The following is a 13,783-nucleotide window of genomic DNA, read 5'->3' as shown; positions in this document are numbered from 1 at the left end:
CGCGATCTGGCGCCAGGCGTCAGTCCTCGTGCCGCCAGTAGGCAATCCACTCCTCGCTGCCGCGGATGTTGAGGCGGGCGATCCGAAGGGTCGCCACGAGCAGCGACCCGCTCAACCGGCGGCGGAAGACCGGCACCTCGTAGACACTGCCGACAGGCTTGGCCCACGTCACGATGCGATTCAGAATCACCGCCTGCTGGGAGGTCGAGGCGAACGGCCGGTTCAGCAGATCTCGCGCGACGCTGGCGGAGACCTGGGTAATTCGGTGACCGTCCACGTGCACATGCTGCGAGGTGAAGTCGACGGGCTGGTGAAGGTCGACATCGGACATGAACCACGCGGCAACGGTGTTCACGATCCGACGGACAGGGGCAGGCCGGAAGTCCTCGCCGACCACCGGCTGCGCGACGGCCATCTCATGTCGATCCACCCGATCAGGGTACCGGCTCCGAGCAGCACAAACACGACGAAACAGAGCCGCCGCGTCCCGGACGCATCAGCCACCGCGCGCATCCCCCCGCATCGCCGCTGGTCAACGCGGTATGCGCCCCCGAGGGCTACTGGGCGCTGACGGATTCCCTGCGCCGGGCATGCTGGTGACATGACGTTCGCACACGAGCTGCGCCCGCAGACCCGAGCCGATGATCGCCGCGCCAGCGTTCCGGTCGTACGCGGGGTGGCGCGATGAACCGGAATCCGCTGATGCCGCCCGGCGACTATCCGCTGCAGTGGCGGCTCGCCGACGGCTCATCGGTGTCCGGCATCCTCTCCCTGGCCGGCGCGGAGAACGTCACCGGTATGGCCTACGAACTGCCGGCTGAGCCGCCGTCGCCGGACGTCGCCGCGCGGATCGATCCGTCGTGGACGGTCTGGGAGCCGAGCGTCAAGCCGTACGGGGTCGTCCGCGGGGAGCTGCGCAACAACCTCGACGTCGCGTTCCCCGAGGCCTACGTCTCGCATCAGCTGCCGGGACAGTCGATGCTGCTGGCCGAGCTCGCCGTGGCCGGACCCCGGTTGCGAGAGAACACGGACCTTCAGTTCGACGAGATCACCTTCCAGGTGGGCGGCCTGACCGAGCTGTCCGGCGTGACCCCGCTCAAGACCTACCGGTACATCGAGCAGTTCGGCGACGACGCGCCGTTCGGCGGAACCTGGAACGCCGACTCCACGCAGGAGTGGACCGGCACGAACGGCGACCAGATGCGTCTGCACTACCTCGCGTCGTTCACTGCGCCGCAGCTGTACAAACTGTCGTTCACCACAACGCCGGTGATCACCGTGACCGGTCACCGCCGACCGCTGCACGATTGGATGGACGATTACGTCCGCCCGGTCGCGGAGCTGAGCTCGTTCGCCATCGGCGAGCCACAGCCGGTGACCTTCGCCAGCGTGAAATCCGGCGGCCGCGACGAGTCCTCTGTATACGGACGCGAGCTGACCCAGCAACGCTACGAGGCTGAACGCCCGCGGCCGGGTGCGCTTGGGGCGCTGGTGCACTGCGGGCCCGGTGGAGCTCCGCTGACCGACCTGCTCGCCGGCTGGGCCGAGCTGAAGAGCCGCTACGTCACCTTCGCCGACTACTTCACCTCGATCAGCGCCCGTCCGCTGCCGGTGACGTCACGCTTCATCGCCCTGGTCGCCGCCCTGGAAAGCTTCCACGGCGTCGACACCGGCGATGCCGCATTCGAGCTGTGGCAACGACTTACCCAGCTCGCCACGAGCTTGCCAGAGGAGATCCGCACGCCGATCGAGAAAGCCACTACCCCGATTCCTCCTGTCCTGCAGGGGATTCTGCAAGAGCCTCGCAACGTCTGGCACATCATGGGCAAGGCGCGCAACAACCTCGCTCACGGCAACATCCGCCAGACCGACGAGCAGCTGCGGATGCTGACCCGGCTCGGCCACACCGTTGCCGTAGGGCTGGTCCTGCGCACCTTCGGTGTTCCGCCCGCACGTTTGGCCTCCGCGATCGACCGCGGTGACTGGCCTCTGCTGTAGAGACGCCACACATCCGATGACGAGCTTGTTGGCCTCAAGGCCGGTCCGGAGCTCAGTGCCTGGCAATGGCGGTCCGCACAATGATCGAGTGCTGGCCGCGATGGACAGTCTCCGGATCGCCCTTTCGATCCGAAGCCCGGGCAGCGGATGCCGAGAGTTGTCAGGCAGTCATCAAGCACGGGCCGAGTTTCGCGCGGACGTACTCGGGAAGCGTGTCGAGCGCGGCGCGGGTGTCGGCCCGCGCCGCCAGGGCGATCTGCTCGTGCGGCTGCTTCTCCAGGCCGCGGGGTGAGTCCGGGCCGAGCCAGCCGGTGATCGGCGGAATCTTCCACGGCAGGACCGGCCGGGTGGACGCGCGCATTGCGGCCAGCGCGGCCCGCAAGCTCCCGCCAGTCGCGATCGAGTTGCGTAGATGCCAGCCCCGCGAACCCGCCGCCAGCCGCCTGCCGTCCGATTCGGTGGTACACGACCAGGTGCGCGCCGCCAGAACCAGCAGGACCGGATCGACGATCTCGACGTTGCCGTAGATCGTCAGCGACCATGGCTCCGGGTTGCCGGGCAGGCTGCGTTCCAGGAACAGCTCGGCCAGCAGTCCGCCTTCGTCCACCAGGAACAGTTGGCGATCCCCGTGGTGTTCACGCTCGCCGATCAGGGCGAGGCCCTCCTCGCCGCAGATCCGGACCACTTCGTCCGCGGGCAATTCTGCGACCAGGTCGTCCAGCGTGGCCAGCGGCTCCTGGGTTGTCCACCAGCCCGTCATTGCCGCCAGCCAGCTCGCCAGCTGCACGCGCTCTTCACCGCTGACGATCTGGTCGCCGAACCCCAGGCCGTTGCGGGCCAGCCGCTCGGCCTGGTCGATTTCGGCTCGGCGGCGCTCCTGCGCCAACTCGCCCCAGAGCGAGAAATCCGCTGTTGGCGCGGGATCCGGAGCCAGGCGCCGTAGCTCTCGTAACCGGCCGAGCGCACGTTCCTGGTCAGGCGACAACGTCATCTCCGCAGCGTAGCGCCCCAAGTCCTCGGGCGACTTCCGCGAGCGGTCCGTTGCGGACGTGCTGTTCGCCGTCCACCGAGCTGCGAAGGTGGAAATCCGAACGGGCAGACGGCTGAGGCAGGGAGTGCCTCGGATCATGGATCTCACGATCGCTATCCAGAAGGTCACTGCGGAGTACGTTGTTCCGGCAGATCAGATCGCCGACCCTGGCGAGGTTGCCTGGGAGATCCGCGGCGCGGTGACCGCCGAAGAGGTCGGGTCGTGGCCGCTGACCGCGGAGCTGATCGAGGCGTACCGAGCGGTGGTGCAGGCTGATGCCGAGGAGATCACCGCCGCCCTCAGAGGCGTGGCGAAGTGAGCCTGAAAAGTACTCCTTGGGCTCAGCCAGGATGGCGAGATCCGTCGGCTTCGGGGTTGGTGTCGCGAAGTGTGTCCATCACCGTGACGTGGGTCGTGTCGCACTGGCGCAGCAGATCGAGCTGCTTGCCCAGGGCGTCTCCCAGGACGCGGTTGATCGCGAGCCCTTCGGTGACACAGGACTCGCTCAGCAGCATGAAGTCGCGGTAGGTCTTTGCCTCGGCGACGCCGGCGGCCTGGATCGCGGCCGGGTCGCCAGCCTCACGCGCGTCGGCGAGCTCCTGTTGCGCAGCCTGCCACCGCTTCATCGCCGAGGACTGTTCGTCGCGCAGCTGGTGGATTCGCTGCGTGCCGACCGCGCTCTCGGCGGCCATGACCGCGCCGTGAGCCGCCGCCATCGACTTCGCGCTGTCGTCGACGGCCATCACGGCCGTCACCTCCGGCCGCAGCATCGGTTCGTCGTCATGCTGGTGAGCGGAAACGCGGTCATCGGGCATCTCTGGCTCCTGTTCTCCCAGTTCGATCTCAGCGGGCTCCGCCCGGTTGTGCAACCACAGCAGGAACTGGGCGTAGGTGGTGAGATGGCCGATCTGCGCCGGGGTGAGGCCGACGACGAGCCGGGTCACCGCGGTTGCGGGGACGGCGTCGCGATCGGGATGGTCAAGCAACACGGCCATCGTCGTGCTCAAGGTCCGCGCGAGGTGGCGGAGTTCCAGGACGTTGATGCGGCGGCGGCCGAGTTCGACGTTGGCCAGTGCGACCCGGTCAATGCCGCTCGCGTCGGCGACTTGTTGCTGGGTGAGGCCGAGCGCGGCGCGGGCGTCGCGGATCCGCTCGGCCAGAGCGAGCTGCTCCGAGTCATCGCTTACCCGACTGGCCATTTTCGCAACCCTTCCTGAGTCGCCGCGCGACGCCAAATTTTATAGCCGTCGTCGTTGACCAGGGAATCAAGATTGGGCGAGCTACGATGGCTGCGCTGTGCGACGAGAAGCGGAGAAGGTGGGCGGGAAGCAGCGGATGACCGTGCAGCATCCCACCGAGCAGCCGCTGCCCACGGGGCCGACAGGCTCAGCAGCCACTCGGCTTGTTGTGCTGCGGGGGCCGTCCGGCGCTGGCAAGAGCACCGTCGCGACCGCTGCCCGTGCCCGGCTCGGCCGCGGAGTAGCCCTGGTCCAGCAGGATTTACTGCGGAGGGTCGTGCTACGCGAACGCGACGTCCCCAACGGCGTGAACATCGGGCTCATCGCGACGGTGTGCCGGTTCAGCCTCGACGCCGGCTACCACGTGATCCTCGACGGCATCCTGACAACGGCCCGCTACGGCCCGATGTTGCGTCAGCTCGCCGCCGACCACCGCGGGCAGACCACCTTCCTCTACCTCGACGTGCCGTTCGAGGAGACCGTGCGCCGCCACGCCACCCGAGATCAAGCCAGCGAGTTCACCCCGGAGAACATGCGCAGCTGGTTCGCCGCGAGCGACCGCCTGGACGTCCCAGGCGAGCAGACCGTCACCGCGTCCTCGTCGGCAAAGGACACCGTGGACCGCGTCATCGCCCTCTTCACGGAGTCCACTCTCCCCCAGGTTCCCTGACATTTCTGCGAACACCAACGGAAAAGGCCCTAGCGGCGACAACGCAGGGCGTGAGCCTGCGTGTGGAGCCGGCCTCTGCCCAGCGACGGTCATCGGGATCGCGCGGACCGCCGTCGGCTGCCGCGACCAGGCCGAAACGTCCAGCCGAACATCGGTTCCACCCCGGGTGCCGCCGTCAGACCGACGTGCCGGTGCGCCGGGCGAAGTCCCGCAGACCTGGCAGCCGGTTGGCGGTGGGGTGGCGCAGCAGGGTGGTGGTCATCGCGGCGGTCGGCTTGCGGTAGCGGACCTCGTCCGGGGATGCCTGTTCGGCGGCGAGCAGCGCGCGGTAGCAGTGTTCGGGCTTGTCCCACTGGTGGTAGGCGCGGGCGACGTCGACCCAGTAGCGGGCCCTGCGTTCGGTGCTCGGGATGCTGGCCGGGTTGATGCGGCGGGCGTGCTCGATCGCGGCGCCGGAGTCACCCATGACGCGGGCGATGCTGAGCTGGTATAGCCCGACACCGGTGGGGCCGAAGCTGGTGTAGCGGTGGTTCCCGTCGGTGCCGAGTCGGGTGGCGGCGTCGACGGCTTCGGCGATGAAGGTGCGGGCGGTGTCGCGGTCGCCGTCCGCTGCGGCGGTGTAGGCGGCGGTCTCCATCAGCGACCCGAATACCGACAGCTGCTCGGGACCACGCAGGTCGGGCTGGAGGGCGTGCGCGGTGTCGATCACCATTTGCTGGGCGGTGTCGCCGTGTCCGGCGCGGCGCAGCACGATTGCCCAGACCCGGCGGGCGGTCGCTTGGGTCAGCAGGTCACCGCTGGCGTCGGCGGCCTGTGACGCGCGGTCGGCGGCGGTCCAGGCGAGCCGGTCGTGCCCGGTCTTGATGGCGAGGTCGGTGGTCAGGGTGTAGAGCTCGGCGAGCTGGGCGTGCGCCGCGGTGGCGGTGTCGCCGGCGCGTGGATCGGCGCGGGTGGCGGTCGCGGCGACGATCAGGCCGGGCATCCGCGCGGCGACCTCGCCGTAGCGGCCGTAGGCGAACACGGACCGGGCGACGGCCACGGCGTGGCGTAGCTGGGCAACCTCGGCCGGGGCGCCCGTGGTCAGCGGCGGGGCGAGCAGCGCCTTCTCCAGTGCCGAGATCGGGTCGGCCGCCGCGGCGGCCGCCCCGTTCGCGGGGGTGCCCAGGACCGCGCTGCCGGCGAGGGCTCCCATCCCCGCGAGCAACGTGCGACGACGCATCGGGTCCTGCTCCTCCCACACCGGCATCGGATCGCCGCTCACCTTATGTTCTGGCGGGGCCGCGGGCCGGGTGGACACCCCGGTGGAGTGGTCGAGAGCCAGCCCGAACACCTCCACCGGCAGGAACAGCACCCGGGCCAGGGCGCGCAGGGTCTCGACGTCGCGCAGCGGGGAGCTGCCGGTTTCCCAGCGGGAGATCTGGCTGCGGGAGTAGCCGCAGCGGCGTGCGAGTTCGGCCTGGTTCCAGCCGGCGGCGGTCCGCGCGATCCGCACGATCTCACCGGGCGTGTGGTGCTGGTTCATCAGGGCTGCGACGACCCCGCGGTGCGTGGTCGAGGGCATCGGACTCCTCCCGGGAATGTCCAGCTCAGCCGTCTCACAGTAGCCGATTTTCCAGCGCGTCAACCGAATGTGCACGACGTGCACACCACGCGCGGGGGCCGCGCAGCCCTCTGCCCGCCGATGAACGACGGCGGTTGTGTGGCAAGGGCCTGATGATCCGCACCCGAGGAGGGCCTTCCGTCATGTACCAGTCGACGTTTCCCACCAGCCCGCAGCTGGAGGCATACCTGCGGTCCGGCCGGATGATCTCCGAGCACGAGACCGCACAGGACATGGTCACCCGCATCGTCGCCGCACTCGAACACGCCGACGCCCGCTTCGACCCGGCCGGGGCCGAGGCCTTCGGGGAGCGGCTCGGCTGGGCGTGCGACACCGAACGGATCGTGTTCTCCACCCCGATCATGACCAACGCCGGACGGCACTTCGACCGGCCGCTGGCCGCGTGCGCGGTGCCGCCGGTAGACCTGCGCGGCGACCTCTCACAGGTCAAAACCGTTGTCGACGACCACCACCGGGCGGGGATGGGCACCGGGTTCAACCTCGACGAGCTCGACGACCCAGTCAGTGTGCTGCTCTACCTCAACGACGTCGCGGTGGCCGGCGCGAACTCCGGCACGGAGGACCGGCCGGTCGGGAACATGGCCATCCTCGCGCTGGATCACCCGGCCGCGGCCGAGTTCATCGGCTGCAAGGTCGGCGCCGACGCCCGCGGCGAGACCTGGAAGTTCAACATCTCCCTGCACATCACCGACGCGCAGATGCGGGCCGCGCTCGGCGGCCCCGGCCGGGAGCGGGACCTGCTGACCGCCGCGTCGGAGGCCGCGCACGCCTGCGCGGATCCGGGGCTGCTGTTCACCGACCGGATGAACGAGGGCAACCCGACTTCGGAGGTCGGCGCCTACGTCTCTACCGCGCCGTGCGCGGAGGTCGGCCTGGTCGCCGGAGAGACCTGCCAGTTCGGCTACCTCAACCTCGGCCGCTTCCACACCGGCGACGCAGGCGTCCCGGTCGACCTCGGCGCCCTCGCCGACACCACCCGCACGCTGGTCAGGGCATTGGACGACGCGATCGAGGCCAGCCTCGCCCACTATCCGTCGCCGCTGTCGGCGCAGGTCATGGGCACCAAGCGCAAAATCGGGGTCGGCGTGTGCGGCCTGGCGGACCTGCTGCTGGCCGCCGGGCTCCCGTACGACAGCGTCGAGGGCCGTCGACTGGCGCAGGAGGTGCTGGCGCTGGTCAACTACACCTCCAAGCTGGCGTCGGTGGAGCTCGCCCGCACCCGCGGCGGCTGCCCGGCCGTGGCCGGCGGCCTGTCCCGCTACGCCGACCCCGCCTTCTTGCGCCGCTTCGCCGACCTCGAGGTGGACAGCGTGACCCGCGGCGACTGGGCAGCCCTCGCCGACGAGATCGCCACCACCGGGCACCTGCGGAACTCCTCCACGATCGCGGTCCCGCCGACCGGCCGCTCGGCGCCGGTCGTGCGCGCCTCGACCGGTATCGAGCCGCTGTTCCGGCTCTCCGACGACCTGCCCGGCCACCAGCGGGCCGGGGTCGTAGCTGCACTGAAGGCGGCCGGACGCACCGACGTGCTCAGCTTCGCGTCCACCCACGGGCGACTCCCGGCTGACCCGACGCTGCCCGAGCGGCTGCGGGCCGTGCTGGCGACCGCGACACAGATCAGCCCGGGCGGACACCTCGCGATGGCGGCCGCGGTGCAGGCCTGCGTCGACGAGGCGGTGTCCAAGACCGTGAACCTGCCCGCCTCGGCGACCTCGATCGAGGTGTACGACACCTACGCCACCGCGTTCGAGCTGGGCTGCAAGGGCATTACCGTGTACGTCGACGGATCACGCGACGTCCAGCCGCAAGCCCTCGCCACCGCGACCGCCAGCTGAGGAGACCCATGGCCGCCCCGCAGTACGTGTTCGACACCAAGCACGACCGCTACCCCCTCGCCGTGCACGTCTTCCTTGTCCAGCAAGGAAACATCCTGCTGATGCGTCGGGCCGGGAGCGGCTACGCGGACGGCCAGCTCGGACTTCCGGCCGGGCACGTCGATCTCGGCGAGACCCCGACCGCGTGCGCGGTGCGCGAAGTCGCCGAAGAGCTCGGCATCACGCTGGACCCGGGCGAGCTTCGGGCGGGTGGGACGATGTTCCGCAACTCCCAGGAACCGCGGGTGGACATCTTCTTCACCACCCGATCGTGGGACGGCACCCCGGAGATCCGCGAGCCGCACAAGTGCACCGAACTGGTCTGGGCCGACCCGGAGCAGCTGCCCGAGGACGCGCTCGAGTTCATCGGGCCCGCGTGGAACGACGCGCAAAACGGGCGCGTGTTGCGGGAATTCGGCTTCACTCCGGTCCCGGCGTAAGGAAGCCCGCCCGGGCCTGAGTCCGACGTGGGCGGGGCCCAACTGGTGGCTCAGAGCGAGTTGCGCGTCTTACCGTCGAGGTGAGTGCTCGTGCCCAGGGACCTCGATGCAGGCATGCGTGGACGCGAGCACATGCCTACCGGATCTGGCGAGACCAGTCGATGTGGTGGTGATAGGACCAGTTCGGGCTCTCCGTCGTCGTCAGTCTTCCTGTGGCGAAGCCGATGATCTTCTCGACCCGGTCGCGCCGCAGCTGTTCGAAACGGGCCAAGGCGAGTGGGAGCTCGAGGTCGCGGAGGCACTGGCCGAGGACCGCGGCGTCTTCGAGGGCTATCGCGCCGCCTTGCTCTGTGGCCGGGGGCGCGGCGTGGGCGGCGTCGCCGATGACGACGAGCCGATCGGCGTGCCATCGGGGCAGGTGGTGCAACGCTTTGTCGTCCGCTGCGCGGATGCTGCTCGCCGCGGCGATGATTCCGGCGGCCGGGGCGTCGGCGTCGGGCCAGAGCGCGAGCAACTGGTCGCGCCACTCGTCGGTGCTGGGGCCGGGTTCTGGGAGCTGGTCGGGTGTTTTCAGGTTGGTGAACCAGTACTGCTCGCCGGTGACGGGGTCGTCGATGTGCGCGAGCAGCCGTCCCTCGCCGCGGTAGGCGCGCAGCTGAGCGGGAGCGGGCGGGACGTCTGCCGGGGTTTTCGGGGTGTAGCCGTAGACGGTGCGGGAGCCGCAGTACTCCGGCGCCGGGGCCTCGTCGTCGATAGCGGCGCGGATGACCGATCGAGTCCCGTCGGCACCGATCAGCACGTCACCGTCGACGCGACCGCCGTCGGCGAGCAGCGCCGCTACGCCGTCATCGGCTCCTGTCGCTCCGGTGACGCGAACAGCATGCCGAACGCTGGCTCCGCGCCGCACGGCCTCGGCGCGCAGAGCCTGCTCGAGGTTCGTCCAGGTGACGAAGCGGGCTCCGAGTCCCCGCTCGGGCACCGGGTCGGATAGCGGGCGGTTGACGAGAAGGGTTCCGTCCGGTCCGTAGGCCTCGACGTGCGTCATGGGGAAGGACACGTTCATGACGGGATCGAGGACGTCGAGTGCGGCCAGTGCGTCGAGGCCGTTCGGGTTCAGGCGCATGAACGATCCCAGGCCGTCTTCGGCGTGCCGCTGCTCGAGGACGGTGACGTCGATGCCGGCCTTGCGCAGTGCGATCGCGGCGGCGTGGCCTGCGATTCCACCGCCGGCCACGATGGCGTGACGAATCATCGATCCCCCTTCGGCGCGGTGCGCGCCATAGCGTCGGATAGGGCAAGCAACGCGTCGACCTCTGCCCGGGTGCCGCCCTGGTCTGGCAGGGCGAGCGGCGAAACGGTTTCGTTGTGGGGTTCCTCGCCGCGGCTGCGGCGGGCCAGTGCGTCGCGCAGGCGTTCGGCGAGGGCGGTGGGGTCGGTCGGGGGGTTGTCCCCGAGGTAGGGCGAGATCTTCACGAGGGCGTCGCGGATCTCGATGATCCGGCGGTAGCGGCGCCGGTTGATCCCGAAGGGGCTGACTCGGCTCCACCCGGTGTCGGCCACGCGGTGAGCGGAGGGCGTCTCGTCGGTTTGAGGCGCGGGGGCGGCGCTGGGCACGCGGCTGAGGGCGAGTTCGGGGTAGGCGGCGTAGAGGGCGTCCGACAGCGGAGCCAGCCGGCGGTAGTCGCGGCCGTGCTGGTACCAGGCCCGAACAGCGGCCGCGCGCATCATCGTGGCCGGGTAGAGCAGGCCGATCACGAAGATCAGGCCGCCGATGAGCGGTAGCAGTCCCAGCACGCCGGACGCCGAGGCGGGCAGGGTGAAGACCTTCAGCCACCGGAGCAGGAAGAGAACCACCTGGACCAGGCATGCGGCTGAGATGAGGCCGGCGCCGATTCCGGCGATGTAGAGGCCGTGGCGCAGGCGGGGCGCCGCGGCCTGGGCATAGCGGCGGGTGAGCATGACCACCACGACGAACATCGTGGTGCCGGCGTAGGTGAAGGACGTGAGGTAGATCGGGTAGGTGTGGTTCGGCGCCGGGCCAGGTGGCGCGGTAAGTGCGAGAACCGTGCCGAGGGTCAGGGCGGCGAGCAGGAAGGCCGTGTGGGTGAGCAGACGCGGCTTCACCCGGGTGTTGCTCGCCAGGATGTAGAACACGGCGATACCGAACACCATCAGGAACGGGTTGAACACCCGCCCCAGCCAGAACATCTGCGTGCTCGGGGTGATCGAGGGCTGACTGGTGCGGCCGCCGGCGTAGGTGGTGATGAACCATCCGATGAGGCCCGCAGCCAGCGTGCCGACCACCGCCCACAGCGGGAGATCGCGCGGCCGCCGGGCCACCTGCGACCCTTTCCACAGCAGGCCGCCGGCCAGCAAGATGAACTGCACCGTGAACACGACTGTCATATCCCCCACCCCACTACGTCGCCCAGTGCCGCAAACCGCTGGTCACCTGGCTCTATACCGATGCTTTCCTGCAGCGTGCGCCACACCAGAATGATCGTGGCGACGGTTTCCGCGTCCCGCTCGTGCGCCTGGTCGTACCGTCCCGTGCGCAAGGCGCGGCGGACGGCGTCCATGTCGAGCTCGGGTTCAGCCCGACCGGCGGAGCCGGTCCACCGCTCGGGCGCGACGATCGCGGTCTGCTCGGCGCGAGCGGCGTCCTCGGCCGAGGCCCCGAGATCGCGGGCGAGGATGTGCGCCAGCTCGTGCAGGACGATGTGGTCCTGGTGCACCGAGCTGGTGGACTGCTGGAAGAGGATGTAGTCGGTTCGTGCGCCACTGAGCCAGGCGCCGAACGGACCACCAGCAGGAATGTCGCAAGCCACGCGCCGGATGGCACGTCCGCGATGCTCGGCGACACGCTCACAGAGCTGTCCCACGTCGAGGGGAGGTCGGATATCCAACCCGCGCAGCAGCCGCCGGCATGCCCGTGGCAAGTTCGGTGTGCCTGTCATCCTCGACCCCCAGGTGCGACCTGATCACAGCCACCCGAGCCGGTCGCCGAGGGCGGTATCCATCCCCCGAGCCCATCCCTGGGACGACCGCGAGGCCGTGGCATCGAGCATGGAAGCCCAGTCCAGGATGATCGTGGCCACCGTCTCGGCCTCGTGCTCCTGCTCCGAGTCGTATTCGCTGCGGCGGCTGGCCAGGCGCACGGCATCGAGCGGGATGTCGGGGTAGGCCGCCCGCAGTCCGGCTTCGTCGGCGTCAGAGGAGAACTCGGCGACCAACGAATCGTCGTGCTCGGTGCCAGGATGACCTGCGAGGATGTGGCCGAGTTCGTGCAGGATGATGTGGTCTTGATGCAGCCGGCTCGTGTTCTTCTGATAGAAGATGTACTCCGCCCGCGGGCTGGTGATCCACGCACCGAACGGCCCGGGTTCAGGAATCGCGTGAGCGACCAACTCGATCGGCTTACCCCGGACCGCGCCCAGACGGCGGCAGAGTTCGGCGACATCCAGCGGTGGCTGGACGTCCAGACTCCGCAGCAGGTCGCGATACCGACGCCGCAGTTGTCGTTCGCTCATGGTCAGCCCATTGTGCGGTGTTGTGGATCTTCTGGCGAGGTCTGCGCTGAGCCTTCTTGCTCGCGCCGGTCGAGTTCGTATACCACGGACAGCATTTCCAGCGCCTGCTTGCGGCGGGCGGGAGACAGTTCGCCGGCTCGCATCGCCAGCAGTCGGATCTCGGGATCGGTGGCAGGCTGACCGGGTTCGGAGCTGGCTACCGCGATCTTGGCGTCGATCGCCGCCGCAACGTCGTCGTCGAAGAAGTAGTCACCGGGCACGCCGAAGTACCAGGCCAGACCGGCCAGGTGCCGCATGGTCGGGTTGTCCTTGACGCCGTTGCGCAGCTGCCACATGTAGCTGTTGGAGAACGACTTCACGATCCCGCTCTTGACGATCGCGTCGGCCACCTGGTCGTTGGACCATTCCTTGCCGTCGGGCCGCGGGTGGGATGCGTACAGCTGGTTCAGCTTGGCGGCCAGGGTCCTTTTGGGCTTGTTCACCTGTCAGGGCCTCCCCGTCCACTGTGTCGTCGCGTCCCGGGTCGCACCCTAGGCCACCCGAGAACTCTCACGCTAGTTAAGAAAGATCGTCACGCTGGTTGAAAGTTTTCCTCACATGAGTTTAAGGTGTAAGTCGTCCAGCTTCAACTGTCGTGATGGAGACCGACGCTCACCTTGGCATATGCCGAAGCGCGACTATGACCCAGTCCGCACTGACACGTGCCGGTACTCGTCGCGCAGGGGACAGAAGGTTCCTCGAGGCGAAGGAGAGCACACGTCGTGATCCGACTCAGCGACGTCCCACGCCGCGCCGATGTCCCGGACAGCAGCGACCCCACCGCCGGCACCTCGCGCGCCGCCCACGTGCACGATCGAGACGCGAACACGCGGCTACCGCCGGAGCAGGACGTGGCAGATCAAATCCCCTACCTCTGGCGACCCGGGCCAGCGCAGGGCGCCGCGGTGCTGATGGTGGCCGCGATGGTGGCCGCCATGGTCGCGCTGGGCCTGCTGGCCTACTCCGGAACGCTCCGGTGAACAGGTCCATCCCCCGCGATCAGCCGGTCACCCCGGCGCCGACGAGAGAAATGGCGGGTCTCGGCCAGTGCCCCCGCATCAGTCAACACGAACTGATTCCGGCGAGGTGCTGACACCAGCCAGGAAATCCATGCACAAGGGCAAGCACGTGATCTTGGGAGGGAAGGTCTATGCGGTCTCGAGAAGCAGAGGCATCACGAAGGGTCCGTTTGCCGGCCGCGGCAACACCGCGGAAGCTGCGGGAGCGGTGCGAGTCCGCGGTACGGAGGCTGCCGATTCCGGCGCCGTTCACGTTGGAGGGGTTTCTCGAGCAGGTCGGTGACCACAGTGGCCGCCGGATCGAGTTGCTGCCGGCGATCCTGG

Annotated in this window: 15 protein-coding genes; 6 read left to right on the top strand and 9 right to left on the bottom strand. The window is 69.1% G+C overall.

Going from position 1 to position 13,783, the window contains the following annotated elements:
- Nucleotides 1–19: 19 nt before the first annotated feature.
- Complete coding sequence (locus BMY97_RS40725; protein ID WP_143086419.1) at nucleotides 20–430, bottom strand: hypothetical protein; 411 nt, start codon at nucleotides 428–430, stop codon at nucleotides 20–22.
- 254 nt (nucleotides 431–684) lie between these two features.
- On the opposite strand from BMY97_RS40725, the gene BMY97_RS40720 reads away from it, so the two are divergent.
- Complete coding sequence (locus tag BMY97_RS40720) at nucleotides 685–1,998, top strand: ApeA N-terminal domain 1-containing protein (RefSeq protein WP_091628361.1); 1,314 nt, start codon at nucleotides 685–687, stop codon at nucleotides 1,996–1,998.
- Nucleotides 1,999–2,158: 160 nt separating this feature from the next.
- On the opposite strand, the gene BMY97_RS40715 is transcribed toward BMY97_RS40720, so the two are convergent.
- Nucleotides 2,159–2,989 carry a hypothetical protein gene (locus BMY97_RS40715; RefSeq protein WP_143086418.1) on the bottom strand — a complete coding sequence of 277 codons (831 nt, stop codon included), beginning with the start codon at nucleotides 2,987–2,989 and terminating at the stop codon, nucleotides 2,159–2,161.
- A 136-nt stretch (nucleotides 2,990–3,125) separates the two neighbouring features.
- On the opposite strand from BMY97_RS40715, the gene BMY97_RS40710 reads away from it, so the two are divergent.
- A complete protein-coding gene (locus BMY97_RS40710) occupies nucleotides 3,126–3,347 on the top strand; it encodes a hypothetical protein (RefSeq protein WP_091628357.1) in 222 nt (73 codons plus the stop codon).
- A gap of 22 nt (nucleotides 3,348–3,369) precedes the next feature.
- On the opposite strand, the gene BMY97_RS40705 is transcribed toward BMY97_RS40710, so the two are convergent.
- Nucleotides 3,370–4,227 carry a helix-turn-helix domain-containing protein gene (locus BMY97_RS40705; protein WP_091628355.1) on the bottom strand — a complete coding sequence of 286 codons (858 nt, stop codon included), beginning with the start codon at nucleotides 4,225–4,227 and terminating at the stop codon, nucleotides 3,370–3,372.
- A gap of 136 nt (nucleotides 4,228–4,363) precedes the next feature.
- On the opposite strand from BMY97_RS40705, the gene BMY97_RS40700 reads away from it, so the two are divergent.
- Complete coding sequence (locus BMY97_RS40700) at nucleotides 4,364–4,936, top strand: kinase (protein WP_091628526.1); 573 nt, start codon at nucleotides 4,364–4,366, stop codon at nucleotides 4,934–4,936.
- Between the two features lie 175 nt (nucleotides 4,937–5,111).
- Here BMY97_RS40700 and BMY97_RS40695 read toward each other — a convergent pair whose 3' ends face one another.
- Nucleotides 5,112–6,497, bottom strand: coding sequence for a helix-turn-helix domain-containing protein (locus BMY97_RS40695; protein WP_091628354.1), 1,386 nt, complete (start codon nucleotides 6,495–6,497; stop codon nucleotides 5,112–5,114).
- 182 nt (nucleotides 6,498–6,679) lie between these two features.
- Between BMY97_RS40695 and BMY97_RS40690 the strand changes: the two genes are divergently transcribed.
- Both BMY97_RS40690 and BMY97_RS40685 read left to right on the top strand, forming a co-directional pair.
- Nucleotides 6,680–8,392 carry a vitamin B12-dependent ribonucleotide reductase gene (locus BMY97_RS40690; RefSeq protein ID WP_091628352.1) on the top strand — a complete coding sequence of 571 codons (1,713 nt, stop codon included), beginning with the start codon at nucleotides 6,680–6,682 and terminating at the stop codon, nucleotides 8,390–8,392.
- Between the two features lie 8 nt (nucleotides 8,393–8,400).
- Complete coding sequence (locus tag BMY97_RS40685) at nucleotides 8,401–8,871, top strand: NUDIX hydrolase (RefSeq protein WP_091628351.1); 471 nt, start codon at nucleotides 8,401–8,403, stop codon at nucleotides 8,869–8,871.
- 136 nt (nucleotides 8,872–9,007) lie between these two features.
- On the opposite strand, the gene BMY97_RS47475 is transcribed toward BMY97_RS40685, so the two are convergent.
- Genes BMY97_RS47475 through BMY97_RS40660 form a run of 5 tightly spaced genes read right to left on the bottom strand, consistent with a single transcriptional unit; the run spans nucleotide 9,008 to nucleotide 12,883 of the window.
- Nucleotides 9,008–10,123 (bottom strand): FAD-dependent oxidoreductase, encoded by a 1,116-nt coding sequence (locus BMY97_RS47475; RefSeq protein WP_091628349.1) that lies wholly within the window; start codon nucleotides 10,121–10,123, stop codon nucleotides 9,008–9,010.
- The gene (locus tag BMY97_RS47470) at nucleotides 10,120–11,268 is read right to left on the bottom strand and encodes an MAB_1171c family putative transporter (protein WP_091628348.1); all 1,149 of its coding nucleotides are present in this window, start codon (nucleotides 11,266–11,268) and stop codon (nucleotides 10,120–10,122) included. The genes BMY97_RS47475 and BMY97_RS47470 overlap by 4 nt, the downstream gene beginning before the upstream one ends.
- A gap of 5 nt (nucleotides 11,269–11,273) precedes the next feature.
- The gene (locus tag BMY97_RS40670) at nucleotides 11,274–11,828 is read right to left on the bottom strand and encodes a hypothetical protein (RefSeq protein ID WP_143086417.1); all 555 of its coding nucleotides are present in this window, start codon (nucleotides 11,826–11,828) and stop codon (nucleotides 11,274–11,276) included.
- Nucleotides 11,829–11,852: 24 nt separating this feature from the next.
- On the bottom strand, nucleotides 11,853–12,401 hold the full coding sequence (locus BMY97_RS40665) for a hypothetical protein (RefSeq protein ID WP_091628345.1): 549 nt from the start codon (nucleotides 12,399–12,401) through the stop codon (nucleotides 11,853–11,855).
- A 2-nt stretch (nucleotides 12,402–12,403) separates the two neighbouring features.
- Nucleotides 12,404–12,883 (bottom strand): hypothetical protein, encoded by a 480-nt coding sequence (locus BMY97_RS40660; protein ID WP_091628343.1) that lies wholly within the window; start codon nucleotides 12,881–12,883, stop codon nucleotides 12,404–12,406.
- A 279-nt stretch (nucleotides 12,884–13,162) separates the two neighbouring features.
- Here BMY97_RS40660 and BMY97_RS40655 point away from each other — a divergent pair, with 279 nt between their 5' ends.
- The gene (locus tag BMY97_RS40655; protein ID WP_091628342.1) at nucleotides 13,163–13,420 is read left to right on the top strand and encodes a hypothetical protein; all 258 of its coding nucleotides are present in this window, start codon (nucleotides 13,163–13,165) and stop codon (nucleotides 13,418–13,420) included.
- The last annotated feature ends 363 nt before the right edge of the window (nucleotides 13,421–13,783 follow it).

Origin of the sequence: Amycolatopsis saalfeldensis (assembly GCF_900110575.1) — a bacterium.
GTDB classification, from domain to species: domain Bacteria; phylum Actinomycetota; class Actinomycetes; order Mycobacteriales; family Pseudonocardiaceae; genus Amycolatopsis; species Amycolatopsis saalfeldensis.
Note: the sequence above shows the minus strand (reverse complement) of the source record. Positions and strands in the feature narration are given on the sequence as shown.